This is a genomic window from Pseudomonas sp. GW822-FHT03F08, from assembly GCF_058801265.1.
Map to the genome: position 1 here is coordinate 340,143 of NZ_JBXANC010000003.1, position 20,005 is coordinate 360,147.

At 59.3% G+C, this 20,005-nt stretch carries 23 protein-coding genes; 13 read left to right on the forward strand and 10 right to left on the reverse strand.

What is annotated here, in order from left to right:
• The 6 genes from AC1RME_RS08590 to AC1RME_RS08615 are packed head-to-tail and all read left to right on the forward strand — an operon-like array spanning position 1 to position 6,040.
• Positions 1-2,901: a monovalent cation/H+ antiporter subunit A gene (locus AC1RME_RS08590; protein WP_096820143.1), complete on the forward strand. Its 2,901-nt coding sequence runs from the start codon at positions 1-3 to the stop codon at positions 2,899-2,901.
• On the forward strand, positions 2,901-3,245 hold the full coding sequence (locus tag AC1RME_RS08595) for a Na+/H+ antiporter subunit C (RefSeq protein ID WP_096820144.1): 345 nt from the start codon (positions 2,901-2,903) through the stop codon (positions 3,243-3,245). The genes AC1RME_RS08590 and AC1RME_RS08595 overlap by 1 nt, the downstream gene beginning before the upstream one ends.
• Positions 3,242-4,921 (forward strand): monovalent cation/H+ antiporter subunit D, encoded by a 1,680-nt coding sequence (locus AC1RME_RS08600; protein WP_096820145.1) that lies wholly within the window; start codon positions 3,242-3,244, stop codon positions 4,919-4,921. The genes AC1RME_RS08595 and AC1RME_RS08600 overlap by 4 nt, the downstream gene beginning before the upstream one ends.
• Positions 4,918-5,406, forward strand: a complete 489-nt coding sequence (locus AC1RME_RS08605) for a Na+/H+ antiporter subunit E (protein ID WP_096820146.1) — start codon at positions 4,918-4,920, stop codon at positions 5,404-5,406. The genes AC1RME_RS08600 and AC1RME_RS08605 overlap by 4 nt, the downstream gene beginning before the upstream one ends.
• Entirely contained in the window at positions 5,403-5,681 is a 279-nt protein-coding gene (locus AC1RME_RS08610) for a K+/H+ antiporter subunit F (protein ID WP_003225959.1), read from the forward strand. Before AC1RME_RS08605 ends, AC1RME_RS08610 begins: the two co-directional genes overlap by 4 nt.
• Positions 5,678-6,040 carry a Na+/H+ antiporter subunit G gene (locus AC1RME_RS08615; RefSeq protein WP_096820147.1) on the forward strand — a complete coding sequence of 121 codons (363 nt, stop codon included), beginning with the start codon at positions 5,678-5,680 and terminating at the stop codon, positions 6,038-6,040. The genes AC1RME_RS08610 and AC1RME_RS08615 overlap by 4 nt, the downstream gene beginning before the upstream one ends.
• On the opposite strand, the gene AC1RME_RS08620 is transcribed toward AC1RME_RS08615, so the two are convergent.
• A complete protein-coding gene (locus tag AC1RME_RS08620) occupies positions 6,037-6,477 on the reverse strand; it encodes a DUF3995 domain-containing protein (RefSeq protein ID WP_096820148.1) in 441 nt (146 codons plus the stop codon). The genes AC1RME_RS08615 and AC1RME_RS08620 overlap by 4 nt on opposite strands.
• Before the next feature lie 94 nt (positions 6,478-6,571).
• Here AC1RME_RS08620 and AC1RME_RS08625 point away from each other — a divergent pair, with 94 nt between their 5' ends.
• Together AC1RME_RS08625 and AC1RME_RS08630 are read left to right on the forward strand one after the other, a co-directional pair.
• Positions 6,572-6,958 carry a DUF2946 domain-containing protein gene (locus AC1RME_RS08625; RefSeq protein WP_096820149.1) on the forward strand — a complete coding sequence of 129 codons (387 nt, stop codon included), beginning with the start codon at positions 6,572-6,574 and terminating at the stop codon, positions 6,956-6,958.
• A 93-nt stretch (positions 6,959-7,051) separates the two neighbouring features.
• Entirely contained in the window at positions 7,052-9,184 is a 2,133-nt protein-coding gene (locus tag AC1RME_RS08630; RefSeq protein ID WP_096820150.1) for a TonB-dependent receptor, read from the forward strand.
• Between the two features lie 38 nt (positions 9,185-9,222).
• Here AC1RME_RS08630 and AC1RME_RS08635 read toward each other — a convergent pair whose 3' ends face one another.
• From AC1RME_RS08635 to AC1RME_RS08645, 3 genes are all read right to left on the reverse strand, one after another.
• A complete protein-coding gene (locus tag AC1RME_RS08635; protein ID WP_096820151.1) occupies positions 9,223-10,236 on the reverse strand; it encodes an ABC transporter substrate-binding protein in 1,014 nt (337 codons plus the stop codon).
• A gap of 116 nt (positions 10,237-10,352) precedes the next feature.
• Positions 10,353-10,550, reverse strand: a complete 198-nt coding sequence (locus tag AC1RME_RS08640) for a hypothetical protein (RefSeq protein WP_085731966.1) — start codon at positions 10,548-10,550, stop codon at positions 10,353-10,355.
• Positions 10,551-10,555: 5 nt separating this feature from the next.
• A complete protein-coding gene (locus AC1RME_RS08645) occupies positions 10,556-11,026 on the reverse strand; it encodes a hypothetical protein (protein WP_007950541.1) in 471 nt (156 codons plus the stop codon).
• 406 nt (positions 11,027-11,432) lie between these two features.
• On the opposite strand from AC1RME_RS08645, the gene AC1RME_RS08650 reads away from it, so the two are divergent.
• Complete coding sequence (locus tag AC1RME_RS08650; RefSeq protein ID WP_096820152.1) at positions 11,433-11,681, forward strand: hypothetical protein; 249 nt, start codon at positions 11,433-11,435, stop codon at positions 11,679-11,681.
• A 6-nt stretch (positions 11,682-11,687) separates the two neighbouring features.
• Here the strand turns inward: AC1RME_RS08650 and AC1RME_RS08655 are convergent, their stop codons facing one another.
• From AC1RME_RS08655 to AC1RME_RS08670, 4 genes are all read right to left on the reverse strand, one after another.
• Positions 11,688-11,891 (reverse strand): hypothetical protein, encoded by a 204-nt coding sequence (locus tag AC1RME_RS08655; RefSeq protein ID WP_096820153.1) that lies wholly within the window; start codon positions 11,889-11,891, stop codon positions 11,688-11,690.
• 113 nt (positions 11,892-12,004) lie between these two features.
• Complete coding sequence (locus AC1RME_RS08660; RefSeq protein ID WP_096820154.1) at positions 12,005-13,609, reverse strand: methyl-accepting chemotaxis protein; 1,605 nt, start codon at positions 13,607-13,609, stop codon at positions 12,005-12,007.
• A 228-nt stretch (positions 13,610-13,837) separates the two neighbouring features.
• Positions 13,838-14,242, reverse strand: a complete 405-nt coding sequence (locus AC1RME_RS08665) for a TraR/DksA family transcriptional regulator (protein ID WP_007935965.1) — start codon at positions 14,240-14,242, stop codon at positions 13,838-13,840.
• A gap of 391 nt (positions 14,243-14,633) precedes the next feature.
• On the reverse strand, positions 14,634-15,893 hold the full coding sequence (locus tag AC1RME_RS08670; RefSeq protein WP_096820155.1) for a hypothetical protein: 1,260 nt from the start codon (positions 15,891-15,893) through the stop codon (positions 14,634-14,636).
• 368 nt (positions 15,894-16,261) lie between these two features.
• Between AC1RME_RS08670 and AC1RME_RS08675 the strand changes: the two genes are divergently transcribed.
• From AC1RME_RS08675 to AC1RME_RS08685, 3 genes are all read left to right on the forward strand, one after another.
• Positions 16,262-16,867: a glutathione S-transferase gene (locus AC1RME_RS08675; RefSeq protein ID WP_096820156.1), complete on the forward strand. Its 606-nt coding sequence runs from the start codon at positions 16,262-16,264 to the stop codon at positions 16,865-16,867.
• 2 nt (positions 16,868-16,869) lie between these two features.
• Complete coding sequence (locus AC1RME_RS08680; RefSeq protein ID WP_096820157.1) at positions 16,870-17,976, forward strand: DNA alkylation repair protein; 1,107 nt, start codon at positions 16,870-16,872, stop codon at positions 17,974-17,976.
• Between the two features lie 66 nt (positions 17,977-18,042).
• Positions 18,043-18,297, forward strand: coding sequence for a hypothetical protein (locus tag AC1RME_RS08685; protein WP_096820158.1), 255 nt, complete (start codon positions 18,043-18,045; stop codon positions 18,295-18,297).
• Positions 18,298-18,396: 99 nt separating this feature from the next.
• Here the strand turns inward: AC1RME_RS08685 and AC1RME_RS08690 are convergent, their stop codons facing one another.
• Positions 18,397-18,846 (reverse strand): hypothetical protein, encoded by a 450-nt coding sequence (locus AC1RME_RS08690; protein WP_141401772.1) that lies wholly within the window; start codon positions 18,844-18,846, stop codon positions 18,397-18,399.
• A 181-nt stretch (positions 18,847-19,027) separates the two neighbouring features.
• Between AC1RME_RS08690 and AC1RME_RS08695 the strand changes: the two genes are divergently transcribed.
• On the forward strand, positions 19,028-19,429 hold the full coding sequence (locus AC1RME_RS08695; protein ID WP_255261912.1) for a hypothetical protein: 402 nt from the start codon (positions 19,028-19,030) through the stop codon (positions 19,427-19,429).
• A 69-nt stretch (positions 19,430-19,498) separates the two neighbouring features.
• Here the strand turns inward: AC1RME_RS08695 and AC1RME_RS08700 are convergent, their stop codons facing one another.
• Positions 19,499-19,861, reverse strand: coding sequence for a DUF6124 family protein (locus tag AC1RME_RS08700; RefSeq protein WP_096820159.1), 363 nt, complete (start codon positions 19,859-19,861; stop codon positions 19,499-19,501).
• Between the last annotated feature and the right edge of the window lie 144 nt (positions 19,862-20,005).

Consider the following 20,005-nt stretch of genomic DNA (forward strand, 5'->3'; position numbering starts at 1 on the left):
ATGTCCCTGATAGTTCTACTGCTTCTGCCTTTTGTGGGCAGCTGTCTGGCAGCCGTGCTGCCGCACAACGCACGTAACGCCGAATCCCTGTTGGCAGGCCTGGTCGCTTTGATCGGTACTGTCCAGGTCGCCTTGCTGTTCCCGCAAATCGCCCATGGCGGCGTGATCCGTGAAGAGTTCATGTGGCTGCCCAGCCTGGGCCTGAACTTCGTCCTGCGCATGGACGGCTTCGCCTGGCTGTTCTCGATGCTGGTGCTGGGCATCGGCACCCTCGTTTCCTTGTATGCCCGTTATTACATGTCGCCGGATGACCCGGTGCCGCGTTTCTTCGCGTTCTTTCTGGCGTTCATGGGCGCCATGCTCGGGCTGGTGATCTCGGGCAACCTGATCCAGATCGTGTTTTTCTGGGAGCTGACCAGCCTCTTTTCGTTCCTGTTGATCGGCTATTGGCACCACCGCCACGACGCCCGGCGCGGCGCCTATATGGCGCTGATGGTTACCGGTGCCGGCGGATTGTGCCTGCTGGCGGGGGTCATGATCCTCGGCCATGTGGGCGGCAGCTATGACCTGGACAAGGTCCTGGCCGCCGGCGATCAGATTCGCGCACATGCCCTCTACCCTATCCTGCTTCCCCTCATTCTTATCGGCGCCCTCAGCAAAAGCGCCCAGTTCCCCTTCCACTTCTGGCTGCCCCACGCGATGGCGGCGCCGACACCGGTTTCGGCCTATCTGCACTCGGCGACCATGGTCAAGGCCGGGGTCTTCCTGCTCGCGCGGTTATGGCCGTCGCTGTCCGGCAGCGAAGAATGGTTCTACATCGTCAGCGGTGCCGGCGCCGCCACGCTGTTGCTCGGCGCGTACTGCGCGATGTTCCAGAACGACCTCAAGGGGCTGCTGGCCTACTCGACCATCAGCCACCTCGGCCTGATCACTTTGCTGCTGGGCCTGAACAGTCCGCTGGCAGCGGTCGCGGCGGTGTTCCACATTCTCAACCACGCGACTTTCAAGGCTTCGCTGTTCATGGCCGCCGGGATCATCGACCACGAAAGTGGCACCCGCGACATCCGCAAGCTCAACGGCCTGTTCAAACTGATTCCGTTCACCGCCACCCTGGCGATGGTCGCCAGTGCGTCCATGGCCGGCGTGCCGTTGCTCAACGGTTTCCTGTCGAAAGAAATGTTCTTCGCCGAAACCGTGTTCATCAATGCCACGGCGTGGGTTGAAGCCGCGCTGCCCATCGTGGCGACCATCGCCGGTACGTTCAGCGTTGCGTACTCGCTGCGCTTTACCGTCGACGTGTTCTTCGGCCCGACCGCCACCGATCTGCCGCACACCCCGCACGAGCCGCCGCGCTGGATGCGTGCACCGGTTGAGTTGCTGGTGTTCACCTGTTTGCTGGTAGGGATTTTCCCGGCTCAAGTGGTCGGCCCGTTGCTGGCCGCCGCGGCGTTGCCGGTGGTCGGTGGCGTGCTGCCGGAATACAGTCTGGCGATCTGGCACGGTCTCAATGCACCGATGATCATGAGTCTGATCGCCATGTCCGGCGGCATCGTGGTCTACCTGCTGCTGCGTAATCAGCTCAAGCGTGGCCGTTTCAAGTTCCCGCCGCTGGTGGGCCGCTTCAATGGCAAGCGCCTGTTCGAACGCAGCCTGGTGGCGATGATGCGCCTGGCCCGACGTCTGGAGCGGCGAATCGGCACCAAACGCCTGCAAACGCAGTTGTTCCTGATGGTATTGGCGGCAGTGCTCGCCGGGCTGATCCCGATGCTGCACAGCAGCCTGAGCTGGGGTGACCGGCCGAAGATCCCCGGCTCCATCGTGTTCGTGACCCTGTGGCTGCTGGCAATCGCCTGCGCCCTCGGCGCCGCGTGGCAGGCCAAGTATCACCGTCTCGCCGCCCTGACCATGGTCAGTGTCTGCGGCCTGATGACTTGCGTGACCTTCGTCTGGTTCTCGGCACCGGATCTGGCCCTGACACAACTGGTGGTCGAAGTGGTGACCACGGTGCTGATCCTGCTGGGCCTGCGCTGGCTGCCACGACGGATCGAAGAGGTTTCGCCGCTGCCGAGCAGCCTGCGCAAGGCCCGTGTGCGGCGTCTGCGCGACTTGCTGCTGTCGATTGCCGTCGGCGGCGGCATGGCACTGCTGTCCTACGCGATGCTGACCCGCCAGACCCCGAACGACATTTCCTCGTTCTACCTGAGCCACGCCCTGCCTGAAGGTGGCGGCAGCAACGTGGTCAACGTGATGCTGGTGGACTTTCGTGGCTTCGACACCCTCGGGGAAATCACCGTACTGGTGGCCGTGGCGCTGACCGTATTCGCCCTGCTGCGACGCTTCCGCCCACCGAAAGAAAGCCTGCAACTGCCAGCCCAGCAACGCCTGCTGGCGCCGGACGTGGTCACCGATCTGGTCAACCCGCGTTCGGCCAGCGACACCGCACTCGGCTTCATGATGGTGCCGGCGGTGCTGGTTCGCCTGTTGCTGCCGATTGCATTGGTGGTGTCGTTCTACCTGTTCCTGCGCGGCCACAACCAACCGGGCGGCGGGTTCGTCGCCGGCCTGGTGATGTCGGTGGCGTTCATCCTGCAATACATGGTCGCCGGCACCCAGTGGGTCGAGGCGCAAATGAGCCTGCGACCGCTGCGCTGGATGGGCACCGGGTTGCTGTTCGCCACGGTCACCGGTCTTGGCGCGATGCTGGCGGGTTATCCGTTCCTCACCACGCACACCTGGCATTTCAGCGTGCCGGTGCTGGGTGACATCCATATCGCCAGCGCCCTGTTCTTCGACATCGGCGTGTATGCGGTGGTGGTGGGTTCGACGTTGTTGATCCTTACCGCACTCGCCCACCAATCGGTCCGGGGTCATAAAACCGCTGCCATCAAAGGAGCCGTCTGATGGAAGAAGTCATCGCAATCGCCATCGGAGTGCTCGCTGCCTCCGGCGTCTGGCTGATCCTGCGCCCGCGGACGTTCCAGGTGGTCATGGGCCTGTGCCTGCTGTCCTACGGCGTCAACCTGTTCATCTTCAGCATGGGTAGCCTGTTCATCGGCAAGGAACCGAACATCAAGGATGGCGTGCCGCAGGATCTGCTCAATTACACCGACCCGCTGCCTCAGGCGCTGGTGCTGACGGCGATCGTCATCAGCTTCGCCATGACCGCGCTGTTTCTGGTGGTGCTGCTCGCTTCACGGGGCCTGACCGGCACCGACCATGTGGACGGTCGGGAGCCCAAGGAATGACGGCGATGACTCACCTGATCGCTGCGCCGATTCTGCTGCCGCTGCTGACCGCCGCCATCATGTTGATGCTCGGCGAGAAACACCGACCGCTGAAGGCCAAGATCAACCTGTTCTCCAGCCTGCTGGGCCTGGGCATTTCCGTGCTGTTGCTGCAATGGACCCAGACCACCGGCGTACCCGGCTCCATCGGCGTCTACCTGCCGGGTAACTGGCAGGTGCCATTCGGCATCGTGCTGGTTGTGGATCGGCTGTCGGCCTTGATGCTGGTGCTGACCGGCATCATCGGCGTCAGCGCCCTGCTGTTCGCCATGGCGCGCTGGGATGGCGCAGGCTCAAGCTTCCACGCGCTGTTCCAGATTCAGTTGATGGGCCTGTACGGCGCGTTCCTGACTGCAGATCTGTTCAACCTGTTCGTGTTCTTCGAAGTGCTGCTCGCGGCCTCCTACGGTTTGCTGCTCCACGGCTCGGGCCGGGCACGGGTGTCGTCGGGGCTGCATTACATTTCGATCAACCTGCTGGCCTCGTCGCTGTTCCTGATTGGCGCGGCGCTGATCTACGGTGTCACCGGCACGCTGAACATGGCCGACCTCGCAATGAAGATTCCGCTGGTGCCGGAGGCCGATCGTGGCTTGCTGCATGCCGGCGCGGCGATTCTGGCGGTGGCGTTCCTGGCCAAGGCCGGGATGTGGCCGCTGAACTTCTGGCTGGTGCCGGCCTATTCCTCGGCCAGTGCGCCGGTGGCGGCGATGTTCGCGATCATGACCAAGGTCGGCGTCTACACCTTGCTGCGCCTGTGGACACTGCTGTTCTCCGGGCAGGCCGGCGCCTCGGCCTACTTCGGCGGCGACTGGCTGATCTACGGCGGCATGGCGACCATGCTCTGCGCGGGCGTGGCGATCATCGCCGCGCAACGCCTGGAGCGCATGGCCAGCCTGAGCATTCTGGTGTCGGCGGGGATTCTCCTGTCGGCGGTGGGTTTCGCCCAGCCGAACCTGATCGGCGCGGCGCTGTTCTATCTGGTCAGCTCGACTCTGGCACTCAGCGCACTGTTCCTGCTGGCGGAACTGATCGAACGTTCGCGCACCGCCATCGAAATACCGCTCGAAGACGAAAACGAGTTGCTGCCGCGTCCGCAGGAATGGCAACGACCGGTCAAGGGCATCAACCTCGACGATGACCAGAAAGCCGTCGTCGGCCAGGTAATTCCGTGGACCATGGCCTTCCTCGGCTTGAGTTTCATTGCGTGTGCGCTGTTGATCATCGGCATGCCGCCGCTGTCGGGGTTCATTGGCAAGCTGAGCCTGATCGGCGCATTGCTCAACCCGTTGGGGCTCGGCACTGGCGAACCGATCTCAACTGCTGCCTGGACGTTGCTGGCATTGCTGATCCTCACCGGCCTCGGCTCGTTGATGGCTTTCTCGCGATTGGGTATCCAGCGTTTCTGGTCGCCGGAAGAGCGCCCGTCGCCGGTGCTGCGCAAACTCGAATGCGTGCCGATTTTCCTGCTGCTCGGCCTGAGCATCGCCCTGACCTTCAAGGCTGAGCCGCTGCTGCGTTACACCCAGGCTGCCGCAGACGCCCTGAACAACCCGCAGCAATACGTGATGGCGGTGCTTGGTACGCGCGCCGTGCCAAGCCCGGAAGCCAAGGCTGCGCTGCTGGAGGTACAACCATGAAGCGTCTGTTTCCTGCGCCATGGCTGTCGCTTGCGCTGTGGCTGTTGTGGCTGGTGCTGAACCTGTCGATCAGCCCCGGCAATCTCCTTCTCGGTGCCGTACTGGGCTTCTGCGCTCCGCTGATGATGCGCAAACTGCGCCCGCAACAGATCCACATCCGCCGGCCCGGTGCAATTCTGCGCCTGTTCCTGCTGGTCGGGCGTGACGTGATCATCTCCAATCTGGCGGTGGCCTGGGGCGTGCTCAACGCCGGTCGCCGCCCGCCTCGCTCACGCTTCATCAAGGTGCCACTGGATCTGCGCGATGCCAACGGTCTGGCGGCGCTGTCGATGATCTGTACGGTCGTGCCCGGCACGGTGTGGTCGGAACTGGCGCTGGATCGCAGCATTCTGTTGCTGCACGTCTGGGATCTGGATGACGAGGCGCAATTCATCCAGCACTTCAAGGTCACTTACGAGCGGCCGTTGATGGAGATTTTCGAATGAGCCCACTGCTGTCGAATGCGATTCTGCTGACGCTGTTCCTGTTCTCGCTGGCGATGGTACTGACGCTGATTCGCCTGTTCAAAGGGCCGTCGGCACAGGACCGGGTACTGGCGCTGGACTACCTGTACATCGTCGCCATGCTGATGATGCTGACGCTGGGAATTCGTTACTCCAGTGACACCTATTTCGAAGCGGCGCTGCTGATCGCGCTGTTCGGCTTCGTCGGCTCGTTTGCCCTGGCGAAATTCCTGCTGCGTGGCGAGGTGATCGAATGAACGCTGAATTGTCTCTGTGGGTGGAAATCCCGGTGGCGATCCTGCTGGTACTCAGCGGCGTGTTTGCCCTGATCGGTGCAGCCGGGCTGTTGCGGATGAAGGATTACTTCCAGCGCATGCACCCGCCGGCGCTGGCCTCGACCCTCGGCGCGTGGTGCGTGGCGCTGGCGTCGATCATCTGCTTTTCCGCGCTCAAGTCCGGGCCGGTGCTGCACGCGTGGCTGATCCCGATCTTGCTGTCGATCACCGTGCCGGTGACCACCTTGCTGCTGGCGCGTGCGGCGTTGTTCCGCAAGCGCATGGCCGGGGACGATGTGCCGGCCGAGGTGAGCAGCCGACGCACCGAGAGCGGCAGCTAGATCCAGGCAACAGCCAACAGCCCGGCTCCCAGAATCAGACACAACGGTGAGTAAATCCAAGTGTCGAGCCGGGCAAACCGCGAACCCTTCACTTCCTTGAAAAAGCCCACCAGTTCCGAATCGCCAATCGCCCTTGCAAACATCAGCAGCGCAATCGCGCTGATCACCCACTGCAACGCCCAGTGATGCACCGGCGAAAACCACCAGCCCACCCTCATGCACACCAGTGCGGCAATCAGTAGCAGGGCTGCCGCCACCGCCAACGTGATCCAGCCTGACGGATTGAACGCCGGCCTGAGCGTCAGTCCGCCGTTATCCACCGGAACCTGCGGCACCACCGCCACAGCCGCCCACTCTCCACCCATCGCCCAATACACATGCATCAGACTGATCGCCGCAAATATCGTCACCAGCCATTGAGCCAACACAAAGGTCATGGTCGAGAATCCTTTCAAGGGACTTGAACAAAACATCCTAGTCGGCATTTTTACATGTGCACGACCGGTCAGCGGTGCGGTAAAGTGCCGCCCCATGAAATTCACCCGTTCCGATCGCTCACTGCTGGCCTGGATGCTCTATTGCTGCGTCCTGTTCAACGTGTTCGCCTGCAGCATCGGTCACGGACAAATGGTCGGGATGCAGCTCAACGGTATTGGTGGCCAGTTCTGCGCCGTCGACCCGAGCACCCAGGCGCCACTCGCGTCCAATCCTTCCGAAGAAAAACTGCCGACCCTGGCCAAAGCCTTTGGCTGTCCGCTGTGCTCCACCGGCGGCATGGGCCCGGCGTTCAACTCCAGCCTGACCCTGGCGATCCTGCCGGAACAACACAGCCCGCCGCTGCCGGTCATTGTCAGCGCCGACCTCCCTGCTCGCTTCACCTGGCCTTCGGCCAACCCCCGCGCCCCGCCGCTCGCCTGAGTGTCTTTGCCTTTTTGATTTGTCAGCCCACTGCGCCAATGCGCGGCGTTCGCCTGTGCGCTGACTCCTAGACAAGCATTCAGGATTCAATCGATGAAACAACTTACCTTGCTGGCGAGCCTGTGCGGCTGCCTGTCCGTCAACGCCTGGGCACAATCCACCGTGGATCTGGCGCCGATCACCATTGACGGCGAGTCCGCCGCCGAACCGGGACTGAGCCTCGACCAGTCCAGCGGCATGGCCTCGCGCCTCGGCTTGAGCGTACGCGACACCCCGGCCTCGGTAGCCATCGCCAACCGCAACGACATCGAGCGCCACGGCTCGCAAAACTTTCAGGACGCGGCCAACACCTTGCCTGGGGTGAACGCCAGTGCACCGCCAGGCTTTGGCGGATTCGTCTCCTATCGCGGTTTTACCAGCAGCCAGATCACCCAGATGTTCAACGGCATCAATGTCTCCGGCGGGCTGGCGCGACCGGTGGATTCGTGGATCTATGACCGGGTGGAACTGGTCGGCGGCCCGTCGTCGCTGATCAACGGTGCAGGCTCGGTTGGTGGTTCGCTGAACTACGTGACCAAACTGGCCACTCGCGACGAGCAAGCCGCCGAAGGCCGGGTCAGCTACGGCACCTATGACACCACCGAAACCGCGTTCGGCCTCAACCACGCCCTGAGCCAGCCCGGCGCCGACGTGCAGCATTACGCGCGACTCGACGTCAGCCACAACACCAGCAACGGCTACATCGATCGTCAGGAGCGCGACGCCTGGAGCATGGCGTTCTCGCTGCTCAGCGACCTGACGCCGAACCTGTCGCACACCCTGGCCCTGGAATACCAGGACGAACACGAAGACAGCCCGTACTGGGGCACCCCGGTACTCAACCCCAAGGCCGGCGAGTTGAAGATCGACCGGCACAACCGCTTTAACAACTACAACGTCGAGGACGGCCGCTACGAGCAACGGACGATCTGGGTGCGCTCGATCATCGATTACCGGATCAATGACAGCACCACCCTGCGCAACACGCTCTATCACCTCGACAGCCAGCGTGATTACCGCAACCTCGAAACCTACCAGTACAACGCCGACAACAGCGCCGTGAACCGCTCCACGGCCTATCAGGTGCGGCATCAGGGTGAGCAGGACGGCAATCAGTTCGAACTGCGCCACGACAACACGCTGTTCGGCCTCGACACCACCTGGTCCGGCGGCTTCGAGTACAAGGTCAACCAGACCACCAACTCGCCGCTCAACGTCAAAGGCGCGAGCACCGTGGACCCGAACAATTATCGCCCGGGGCATTTCTATGACATTCCGGGCACGAAACCTGGGTTTGTCAGCGACAAGACCAACGAGGTCACCACCAAGGCGTTGTTCGCCGAAAACCGCCTGGCACTGACTGACAAACTCTCGTTGCTCACCGGCCTTCGCTACGACGACATCGACCTGGACGTCACCAACCATCGCACGGTAACGGCGAGCAACCCGCGCCACCTCAAGCGCAGTTGGGAACCGGTCACCGGGCGCGTCGGCCTGACCTACCAGTTCATTCCATCAGCCAACGTTTATGTGCAATACAGCACCGCCGCCGAGCAACCCGGTGGTACTCAGGACTTCGATGTTTCAACGGGCAAGCAATGGGAAATCGGCAGCAAGTTCGACTATCTGAACGGTCGCGGTTCCGCGACAGTCGCGGCTTACACCATCGAGCGCAAAGACTTTGCCGTCACCGATCCACTGGACCCGACCAACAGCATTCCGGTCGGCCAGCAGACATCCAAAGGCATCGAGATTGCCAGCTCACTGCGGATCACTGACAAGCTGCTAGCCGAGGGCAATTTTGCCTGGGTCGATGCGCAATACGATGAGTTCAACGAGAAGAACGCCGCCGGCGTGGTGGTATCACGCAAGGGCAACACGCCGACCAATGTGCCGGATCGGGTCGGCAATCTGTGGCTGACCTATGACTTTTCGCCACAGTGGCAAGGCGGGGTTGATGCGCGGTATGTGGCCTCGGTGTATGCGGATAATGCCAACACCATGACCGTACCGTCGTACACGTTGTTCGGGAGTTTCCTCAGCTACAAGGTCGATACTCACACCACCGTCACCGGCCGCGTGCGTAACCTGACGAACGAGGTGTATGCCGAATTCGCCCATGTGTCGCCGGCTTACTACCTGGGCACACCGCGCACCTTTGAACTGGCGGTGCAGACCCGGTTCTGACTCACCCCGGCGAGGGAGCAAGCTCCCTCGCCGCCCCGCTACAATCCTGCCTGCACCTTGTCCGCCACATCCTTCGGCAACCAGGCTTGCCACACATCCGGATGGGCCTTCATGAACGCCTCCGCCGCTTCCCGTGGCGGGGTGTGTTTCTCGCTCATATCGGCCAGTGCCTTGTTCAAATCGCCGATCGGAAAATCGACCTTGCTGAAAAACGCCGCGATCTGCGGGTATTGCTTCTGAAACGGTGCAGACACCCCGATCGACAGTTTCGAGGCCAACGAACGGGTCGGTTTCGGGTTGGGATTGTCGGCGTCCGTCAGGGTCTTCCAGGCTTCGGCGTCGAACGGTGGCTCTTCCAGTTGCACCAGTTTGAACTTGCCGAGCAACGGCGTCGGCGACCAGTAATAGAACAGTACCGGTTTGCCCCGGCGGATCGACGAACTGATTTCGGCATCCAGCGCCGCACCGGAGCCGCTGCGGAAATTGGTGAAGTCATCCTGCAGCCCATAAGCCGTGAGCTTCTGCTTGTTCACCACTTCCGACGTCCAGCCGATCGGGCTGTTGAGGAACCGCCCCTTGCTCGGGGTTTCCGGGTCCTTGAACACGTCCTTGTACTTCTTCAGATCGCTGACGCTGCGCAGGTCCGGCGCCAGTGGTTTGATGCCTTTGGCGGTATCGCCCTTGATCACGTATTCCGGCACCCACCAGCCTTCGGTGGCGCCTTTGACCGTGTCGCCCAGGCTGGCGACCTTGCCTTCGGCCTCGGCCTTGACCCACACCGGACTGCGCCCGGCCCACTCCTCGCCGATGACCTGAATGTCATTGTTGGCCAGCGCGGTTTCCAGGGTAATGGTGGTGCCTGGCAACGTATCCGTCGGCAGGCCATAACCCTTCTCGACGATGATCCGCAGGACATCGGTGATCAGGCTGCCACTTTCCCAGTTCAGGTCGGCGAAGTGAATCAGGGTCTGCGCCGCATTGACCGTCGGTACCGCAGCCATCAAGCCGAATGTGGCCATGAAAGCGGCCAGCAACCGTCGAAATCCGTTCATGCTTTTGCACCTCGTGCTGTTCACAGCAATAGCAGGAAGGCCTGGGGCCTCTGAATACTCAGTCAACTGACTGTAGACGAGGTTCCTGCTTTTTCAGGGGCATGACACGGACAAGGCTACTTTTCAGACATTTCCTTCAAGCGTTGAAGCTCGCGTCTGACCATGCTGGCGTATTCAGCAGGCTGCAAAGCGTAGATCTGCGAGGCGACCCAACCGAGCCAGGCGCCCTTCAATTCGGCCTTTGCATCGAACAGGCGCCGGGCTTCATCGCGGGCGCTGTCGAGGTTCTGCAAATGGAAATCGGCGCGACTCACGCCCGTCACTCGCTGGCCTTGAAGGTCACCAGTTCGCCCTTGCGCCACTTGGCGGCCTTGGCGGTGACGGCTTTGAGGGTTTTGGTCAGGCCTTCCTGCAACTGCTCATTGGCGGCGAACACAGTGACTGCGCTATGGCCTTCCTTGAACACAATGGCATGGCCATCGGCCGTGGTGACGAAGGCATAGTCGCCCAGGCCGTACACGGTCATTTTGATCTCGCGAAAACGGATGTCCATCTTGCCGCCTTCACGGCTGGGCAATACCGAAGCGCTGAAATGGTCGCCGACCTTGAGCTTGAGGCCGGGCTTGTCGTCGACCACCAATGCGCTTTCGGTGTCGATTTCGGCAACGTAAATGCCTTCGGCGTTTTGCTCGGTGATGTAAACAAAACGCGATTGAAACTGCTTGACCAGCTTTGCCCGCAAATCACCCAGCACGAACAAAGCATGCATATCGAGGTTACTGACTGCCAAAGAAACATCCCCACACTTGAAAGAGTGCCGCACGCGAAAAACGCGCACGACAGTAAAAACGGCCAGGCCGATGGTGTTGCGCAATGACTCGAATAAAAGCCTGAACGAGCCAAGTGCTCATTCAACGCGAGGTTCACAAGACTACTGGAATGCCACTCGCGAAACCTGCAAAGACGTTCTCCAAATGTTGAAGGAAAACGCCTCACGGTCGGCCAGAGAAAACTGACTACGAACTTTAGGGAAAAAACTCACCAAGAAAAGCACTTTTCCGACATATCGCACGCAAAAAATTGCTTTAGATAACGTCATGCCGTCAACAGGTGTTGGCGATTCTAGAGCAGCGACGCTGCTCGCGACTACCCGCAACCGTCTGTAAATGCGGGTCAATCCTTGAAAAGGACTTCATATGTGCACTTTGACCCACTTTGCCGTGGCCCACGAACCACCCTTTGTCTTGAATGGCCCAAGCCTGGGGACTGACTACGCACCGGAACGATGTGGCCGGGAGCCACTGTTCCAGGTGATCCCGGCCGGCAACGCCTTTTTCCATATCAGGGAAAAGTCGACAGGTCGCGTCAGAGGTTTCCGTGAGGATCACAACGCAGCCTGTGCCCTCGCCCGCTCGCTGGAGTCGCGGGCAGCACACGGCCATTAAGCGTAATCAGTGCAGGCTGTCAGCGGATTCGGCGCCCAACTGCGCAAGCCACGCGGCCCTGCACTCCTCCGCCTCGCCACGACTGGCGAACGCCGTGCCCCGCCGCTCACCGTTGAGCAACACCACCCAGCAGACGCTTTGCCCCATCGCACGCAGCCCGGCCGGAACACCGCTGCCGATCATCACCGCGACATCGACTCTGCATTGCATGCTGACCTCCCGAATTCATTAGCAACCTAACTATGCAGGCATGTTAATGATTTCGATCAAGAGGAAAAAGCAACGCTCGTGCACAGCTTAATTGCAGTTCCGGCAACAATGCCTCACCGCGGGTTCTCTGGTTTGTAGCCAAGGCGCAACCCACCCCAGTGCCGCCCCTTGACCATGATCGGCACCGACAAGTCGTGCATCAGCTCGCCGGTATCGCGAGTGTATGTCTGCAACAGCACCGGTTGCTGATGGCTGCCACAGCGAATACCGGTGCGATCGGCAAACTTGCGCTTGGTGCGGTTGTGCACGGTATCGACCTGCACATCGCCGGTCAGCGGCTGGCTGAACGCCTGGTTGTGGGTCGGTACATAACCTTGCTGCGTGCAGGCGATGGCGAACACCAGACCTTCATGACGCGGCAACAGTGGCTCCTGAATCGCCGGCAGCACCTGATCGGTGTAGCGGTCGAAACGAGTCTGGAACTTGGCAGGCTGAGTGTTCGGGATCGGCTGGTACTGGCGGTCGAACAAGTCTTCGAGACTGATCCGGCCCTGTTCGACATCGGCCTCGAAACGCGCGGCAATCTGCCCCGCACCCTCACGGGCCAGGTCGTAGATGCGCTGGTGATAGTCATCCAGACCGACTTCGGCCAGGCGCTCGCTGATGGTTTCCGCCTGCCCCTCCATCTGCACCGCCGCCTCGGCCAGGCGTCGGGTCTGCTGATCGCTGATCGCCAGGTCGCTGCGCATCTGCTCGATGGCGGTGAACAGGCTGTCGAGTTGCTCGCGATTGGTCTCGGCACCGCGGGCGATTTCACCGACCTGAGTTTCCACCCCGGCAGCCAGTCGCGCGATGTTTTCCAGGTGCTGGCCGGTGTGTTCGACCTGCTCGACACCGGTGTGCAAATCGTCGGAGAGCTGGCGGATCTGCTCCACCACCTGCGCCGTGCGTTGCTGGATGTCGGCGACCATCTCGCCCACTTCACCGGTGGCCGTCGCCGTACGAGCCGCCAGACCGCGCACCTCATCCGCCACCACCGCAAAGCCGCGCCCATGCTCGCCGGCCCGGGCCGCTTCGATGGCGGCGTTCAATGCCAGTAAGTTGGTCTGACTGGCAATGGACTGAATCACCAGAGTCACGCGCTGAATGTCGTCGCTGCGCTGACTCAAGGCTTCGATAAGTTCACGACTGGCATTGGCGCGCTGACTGAGTTGATGCATTCGCGAAATGGAATCGACCAGTTCGGTCCGCCCCGCTGCGCTGCTGTGGTGAGCTTCACTGGCGGCGCCCAATGCTTCGCGGCTGAGTTGGGAAGTGGCTTGTTCGGTGGCGATCATCACTTCGGCGTTGTTGACGATCTGCGCGGCAGCGTCGAGTTGCGATTGCAGCTTGCCGGCCAGTTCCTTGACGGAAAACGCCACGCCGGCGGCTGACAGCGCGTTATGACTGGTGGTGTAGGAAAGGTCGCGAGTCAGCTCGGACATCGCATTGCTGCTATCGACCGGTTGCGCATCGGGGACCGCTCGGGAGCGCAGGCGCGGCAGCCAGACGATCAGTACCGCCAGCGGCATGCCCACGTATAACGGCCATTCGCCCAGAGTCATCCCGGCCAGCAACAGCATCAGGGCAATGCTTTGCAGGGTCGGCGTCAACCAGCGATTCTTCGGCAAAACAACTGGTGCAGGCAGAGCCGCAACCAGAGATCCATCTCTCGTCATTTCGTTACCCCACACTTGTTCTCATTGTTGTGGCTGCATTAAACGCCACTACAAGGCCATTATCCATGGTCCGTTAGTCGTGGGTCTGTGGCAGGTCAATGGAACGGTGCGGGGATTTCCGGCAGACGAGAAAAAGCAAAGATCGCAGCCTTCTGCCGCTTTAAATAAAAGCTGCAGAAGGCTGCGATCTTTTCGCGACGACCCACACTGAAGGGGTCGCCTCAGGAATCAGGCCTGACGCTGGTGCTTGTCGATCTGCTCGTGACGCTCTTGAGCTTCGATGCAGTACTTGGTGGTCGGGCTGATCAGCAGGCGTTTCAGGCCAATCGGCTCGCCGCTGTCGTCGCACCAGCCAAAGCTGTCTTCCTTGATACGCTCAAGGGCTTGTTCCAGTTGCGGCAGCATGCGCTGGTCGCGATCGATCGCGTTTACCAGCCAGGTGCGCTCTTCTTCCACCGAGGCGGCGTCCGCCGGGTCAGCCGGGGTGTCCAGGCTCTCGATGGCAATACGGTTCTGCTCAATGCGCTCATGGGTTTCGACTTTCATGTTCTGCAACAGCTCGCTGAAGAAAGCGTGTTGCTCGGCATTCATGTAGTCATCTGCCGGCATGGCCAGCAACTTGTCCTTTGTCATTGATATCTCTATAAAAAAACGTGCATTAAGGCGAATTAGGGAGCGTTCCGGCGAACCGCCTGCGGTCATCGGAAAGGCATCGTTTATTGCAAACGCCACCCGGCACTCAATTTACGAAGGGGCGGCAGTCTAAGGCCCGTTTGAGGCCTCAGCAACTGTAAATACAGGGAATTTGTCCGACAAAGCCCGGAAAGTGCTCTGACACAGGCCTCACGGCGGTCATCGGAGTGCGTTTATAGCAAGAAATTCAGTCGAGCGGATGCATATAGAAGACAAACGGCGGATGAGCGGCGCTTTGTCGCATTTTTTACCCTTTCACTCGCAGGGCTCAATGCTGAGGTTCTCCCCATCACCGACCCGCCCAGGCTGGTCGGTGACAGGATCTCCAAAATTATTCGAGAGGGATCTTGATTTGCATTTTCAGCGGGAATGTATCGATGTTCGGTGCTTCACTGACTTTTCCCGTCGCAACCAATTTGTCGATATCAATGTTGATGCCGGAATAACCAATGGCGACCGGTGCATCAAACACCTGCCGCAATGTCAGACCTGACGCAGAAGACTTCACCACGGAGCCAGTCACACCTGGCATTGCCGGAGTTACGGACTCCACTCGCTTGCGGATATCGGCATTGACCTGTGCCAGTTCCGCCTCCTTCTGTCTGATCAACGCCTGATTCGTGGCGGGCACTACCTCAGGCTTCTGCGCTACGGCCTTGTCTGACGCAGCCGCCTTCGCGGCGTCGGCTTTGGCTGTATCGCCTGCCTTCGCATCTGCGCCCTTTCCGTCTGCAGCAGACTCACCTTTGGCAGCCGGCTTCAATGCTCGAAGCTGAGTTTCAATGGCTGTCTTGCGCTCATCCAGATCCGTCAGCGCCCGCGTTACCGCGGAAAACTGAGCGCCATTACTTTCGGTCGAAGAAATCACGACATCCAATGAGCGCGCCAAATAAACTTGTGTCACCAGCACGAGCACCGAAGTGGTGTCGTTCTTGTCATCAGCCTTGGTGTCGTTTTTCAACGAAACTACCGCTTCCTGCAGTTTTTCGCGCTGGATATTGGTGTACTTGCTCAGGTACCTATCTGCCGCTACATGAGCATCCCCATAAAGCACTCCGTAGGTTTCCGCCACGGGGACCGAGTAGGCAACCGAATACGATGACTTGCGGGCGCCACCAAACAGTGCACCGATCGAACTGTTGCTGACTCCCAATCCGATATCGCTTTCTGCCAGGGAGGCAAAGGTAAAACCGGGAAACGCCACCAACGCGTTTATTTTCACTGAGCTGTTTGGCAAATAAAGATCCGGTACGCTCGTTGTCGCTACAAGACCTGACTTGTCAGCCGGTGTTTTAGCTGCGGTGATGTAGGGCGCAGCTTTCCTCAACTCATCATCGAGCCGCATCCGGTCAAACCAGACCGAGCCCATGTAGTAATCGACGGTTTTCATCTTGGCGCCGGCTTTCGCTGCCCGAACCACGTAAAAATCGCCAACTTCAAAGTTACCTCGCGGCGGAAAAATCGGTTTGAAATTCAATTGTTCCGTGTTGGCCGACCACTGCTGCACCACCGCACCTCTTTCCGGACGGTTACTGCACCCCACTGAAGCCATACACAAAATCCCTATCGTCAATCGATAAAGCGTATTCATGACAAAACCCTCGTGCCCTTCTTATGTGACCTACGCCGCTAACTTTTACTGGCGCGCGGGCGTCGGCACCTCAACGATCTAGGGGTCATGGACTGCAAGGGAGTAATACAAACGAGTACTGAGTCAGAGGGCCTGAACTCGCTTAACTTTTCCATCCCTGGTCGGTGCTGGCACTTTGACTATAGATACGACAGAACCACTGGCAAGGTCCTCGAAAGCCTTTATTTTCGGGTGTTTCATGGTTGTTACAGATTCTGTTTCAACAATGAAAAACCTCAACGGCCGAGTTACCCAGTAGTCAGCCGACAAGCTTTCCCGCTAAATTCGACATCCATCGAATGGCCGTGATCTGCCCCAAGGAGTTGCACATGAAACTGATAGGAATGCTCGACTCACCCTACGTGCGCCGCGTGGCGATTTCCGCCAAGTGCCTCGGGATCGAACTGGAACACGACCCGGTGTCGGTGTTTCGCCACTTCGAGCGCTTCCAGCAGATCAACCCGGTGGTCAAGGCGCCGACCCTGGTGCTCGACGACGGCCAGGTACTGATCGACTCGACGCTGATCCTCGATTACCTCGAAGCCCTGTCCGGCAAAACCCTGCTGCCCACCAACCTGACCCAACGGGTAAAAGCCCTGCGCCTGATCGGCCTCGGACTCGCCGCCTGCGAAAAAGCCGTGCAGCTCTACTACGAACGCAACCTGCGCCCGGCCGACATTCAATATCAGCCATGGGTCGAACGCGTCGAAGGCCAACTCGCCGCAGCATTCACCGCGCTGGAACACGAACTGCAAAAACACCCACTGCCCACCGACGGCCCCCTCCAGCAGGAAGGCATCACCCTTGCCGTCGCCTGGAGCTTCACCAACTTCGTCGTCCCCGACCAGATCGACGCCGGACGATTCCCGCGCATCGCCCAATACACCGCGTACGCCGAAGGCCTCCAAGCGTTCATCAGCACCCCGATGACCTGACCATGAGCACAACCGAAACCGCCGCCCCGGCCCTGAAAGAAATCTTCAACGCCGAACGCCTGCAACACATCGCCACAGAAATGAGCACCGTGTACCCGGCGTTCCAGGCCAAGGCATTTCTCAAGCACGCCAACGACGGCCTCGCCGACCTCTCCGTCATGCAACGCATGGCCCGCGTCAGCGAAAGCCTGCACGCCGTGCTGCCACTGGACTACGAAGATTCCCTCGCCGTACTACGTGAACTCGCCCCGCGCCTGAACAGCGGCTTCGTCAGCATGAGCCTGCCGCACTACGTCGCAAGCTACGGCACGCACGCGTTCGACACCTCGATGGAGGCCCTGAAGTACTTCACCACCTTCGGCTCCTCCGAATTCGCCATCCGCCACTTCCTGCGCAGTGACCTGGAGCGCTCGCTGGAACTGATACACGACTGGGCAAGAGACGAAAATCACCATGTCCGCCGCCTCGCCAGCGAAGGCAGCCGCCCTCGCCTGCCGTGGTCGTTTCGCCTGGAACCGGTGCAGGCCGACCCGCGCCTCGCCGCCGGAATTCTTGATCGGCTGAAGGCGGATGAGAGTTTGTATGTGCGCAAGTCTGTGGCGAATCATTTGAATGACGTAACCAAGGAACATCCGGAGTGGGTGCTGGATACGGTTGAGGGATGGGCACTGGAGAACAGGCACACGGCGTGGATTGCGAAGCATGCACTGCGGAGTCTGATCAAACAGGGGGATTTGCGGGCGCTCACTGTTATTGGTGCAGGGGCGAAGGCTGAGGTTGAGTTGCTGGATGTGAAGGTTGAACCGGCGGTTGTGCGGCTCGGAGAGACGATCACTTTGTCATTCACCGTGCGGTCGTTGGTGCCGGTGGAACAACGGTTGGTGATTGATTATGCGATTGACTACGTGAAGGCGAATGGCGGGACTTCGGCCAAGGTTTTCAAGTTGAAGACGTTGGTGTTGGCGGGGTTTGGGAGCGAGGTTGTGGCGCGCAGGCAAGTGATTAAGGATTTCACTACGAGGAAGCATTATGCGGGGGAGCATGCGGTGCATGTAACGATTAATGGGGAGCGGTTGGGGACTGCTGCCGTTAACATCCTCACGTTATGAAACTCAAAACAGACTGCGTGGTAGTTATATGGGCAACATGACTGACATTTCCAGCGACGCAACTCCATGAGTACATTATCGGCACTGATCAGGCAGGCTAGTGAAGGGCTATGCATTCAACAGAATATTCCCCAGGAAAGATGGGAGGCAATTGCCGCTCAATGTGGGTCTGCAGAAAGAGCGGAGATCGAAGAGCGAATCGCTGCATTGGAAGCCGAGTTGGAAACCATCGAAGAGTGGAATGGGGAAACCATGGAAGATATAAACATCACCATTTGCCAATTTTCTCAGTTATTGAAGTTATCCACGGGCGCGCCGTAAGTAGCTGACAGGCAGCTCCATCGCCGTTTTCTAACTATTGCGACGGACAAGAGCCGGTCGAAGGATATCTGTACTACACGATTCGAGGCAAGCAACGTTTCACCACCAAGAAGGTGCCTGCGGCGAAGCATTGAAATCAAGACTCCGCAGATTAAAGAGTAGAGAACTATCCCTAATCAAAATAACTCCTTCGTGCAATATAACGCTCGCGACCCACTCAGCCCTTCCGGGAAAATAAATGCAAAAGCTGTCGCACTCGGCAGCAAGATATCTTTCATCACGACAAATATTTTCAATTAAATCATCGGTTATTTGAATCCGCCGGGTACATCTTCCGACAACATGATTGGGATAAGTGGTGACCGGTATAGCATTGACGGCGGAGGGAGAGCTTGCATCAAGTCCAGCCACGCGATCCACGCTTGACTCTGGATAAAGCCAAATCACCATTTCTAGCTGCGTCCGTCCCAAAAGATTAGAAACAAATAGAACCTGCCTATTAAACTCTCTCTCCGTAACGTAAAGCACCTCTGGTATTTTAGCTGCCATTCTCGGCACCCTTATTTATCTGGTATATCGAGCGTAGACCGCAATTCAGAAACTGGCTCGCGGATATCGCGGACGGATATAGGGACAGATTTATTTTTCGTTTTTTGAAGCTTTCAGAGCTAGGGCTCCGACTTTTTAATTTCTGCCCTCTCCCCCTTGCCTGCAATGGTGGCGCCACGCCATGAATGATAAGGTTCAGCCTCAAAATCACGGACGACACCTCGTGCACAAACGATCTCTTGCTGCAGCAGCGATAACCTTCACCATCAGTCTTTCCGCTCATGCCTCCCCTGTGCCGCAGGAAGAGCTCGAAGAGTGCCAACGAATAGAAAACTCGGCCAAACAGGTCATGAAAAGCAGGCAGCAAGGCGTGCCCATGGATTCGGTGTGGGAACTGGCCGAAGCGGCAGGCAAGCAGAGCGAGTATGTGGGTGAGTTGTTCAAGACGCTGATTCGCGAGGCGTACGAAATTCCTCAGTACTCAAGCGAGAGTTTGCAGCAGAAAGCGATCAGCGATTTCCATTCCAATTTCTACAAGGCTTGCATCGTGACGGCGGAAAAGAGAGCAGACGCCAACGGTTGAGCTCATCGAACAAAAAAAGGGAGCAGATTCAGGTAATGAATCTGCTCCCTTTTTACTTAAGGGCAGCCTCTACGCTTTCAGCTCTACTTTATCCAGCGCCTGATTCACGGCCAGCCCCGCTACCATGACCACCTGTGCGATGCCCAGAGCAGTCTTGCGATGTGCAGGCTCAAGGGTGGCGGCGAAGTTGCTGAGCATTTCGCTGGCGGAATCGAGGGATTCGCTGGCGTTGGCCAACAGGGATTCGTTGTTGTAGGCGGGGTTGGCCAGGAACATGGGGTCGTGTGTGGTGTGGCTGCCCATGATGCGTTGTTGCGGGGTCAGGTAATGGTCGAGGGCGCGTTCGGCGGCTTCGTTCAGGGTTCGGGAATCGGGGAATTGGTAGGGTGAGACTGGATCGGTTTCTGGTGGATTCGGTGTTGGTTTGATCATGGTGAAACTCCTGATTTTGATTAGGAGCTACCAGCATCACTTGCAGATGATGGGTGGCAGCCAAGTGCGGGTCTGCAAGACCGGGAAACCAGGCACCCGGCAGACCCGAAGGTCTCCCGCACAAAGCCGCCATTGAGCGGACAC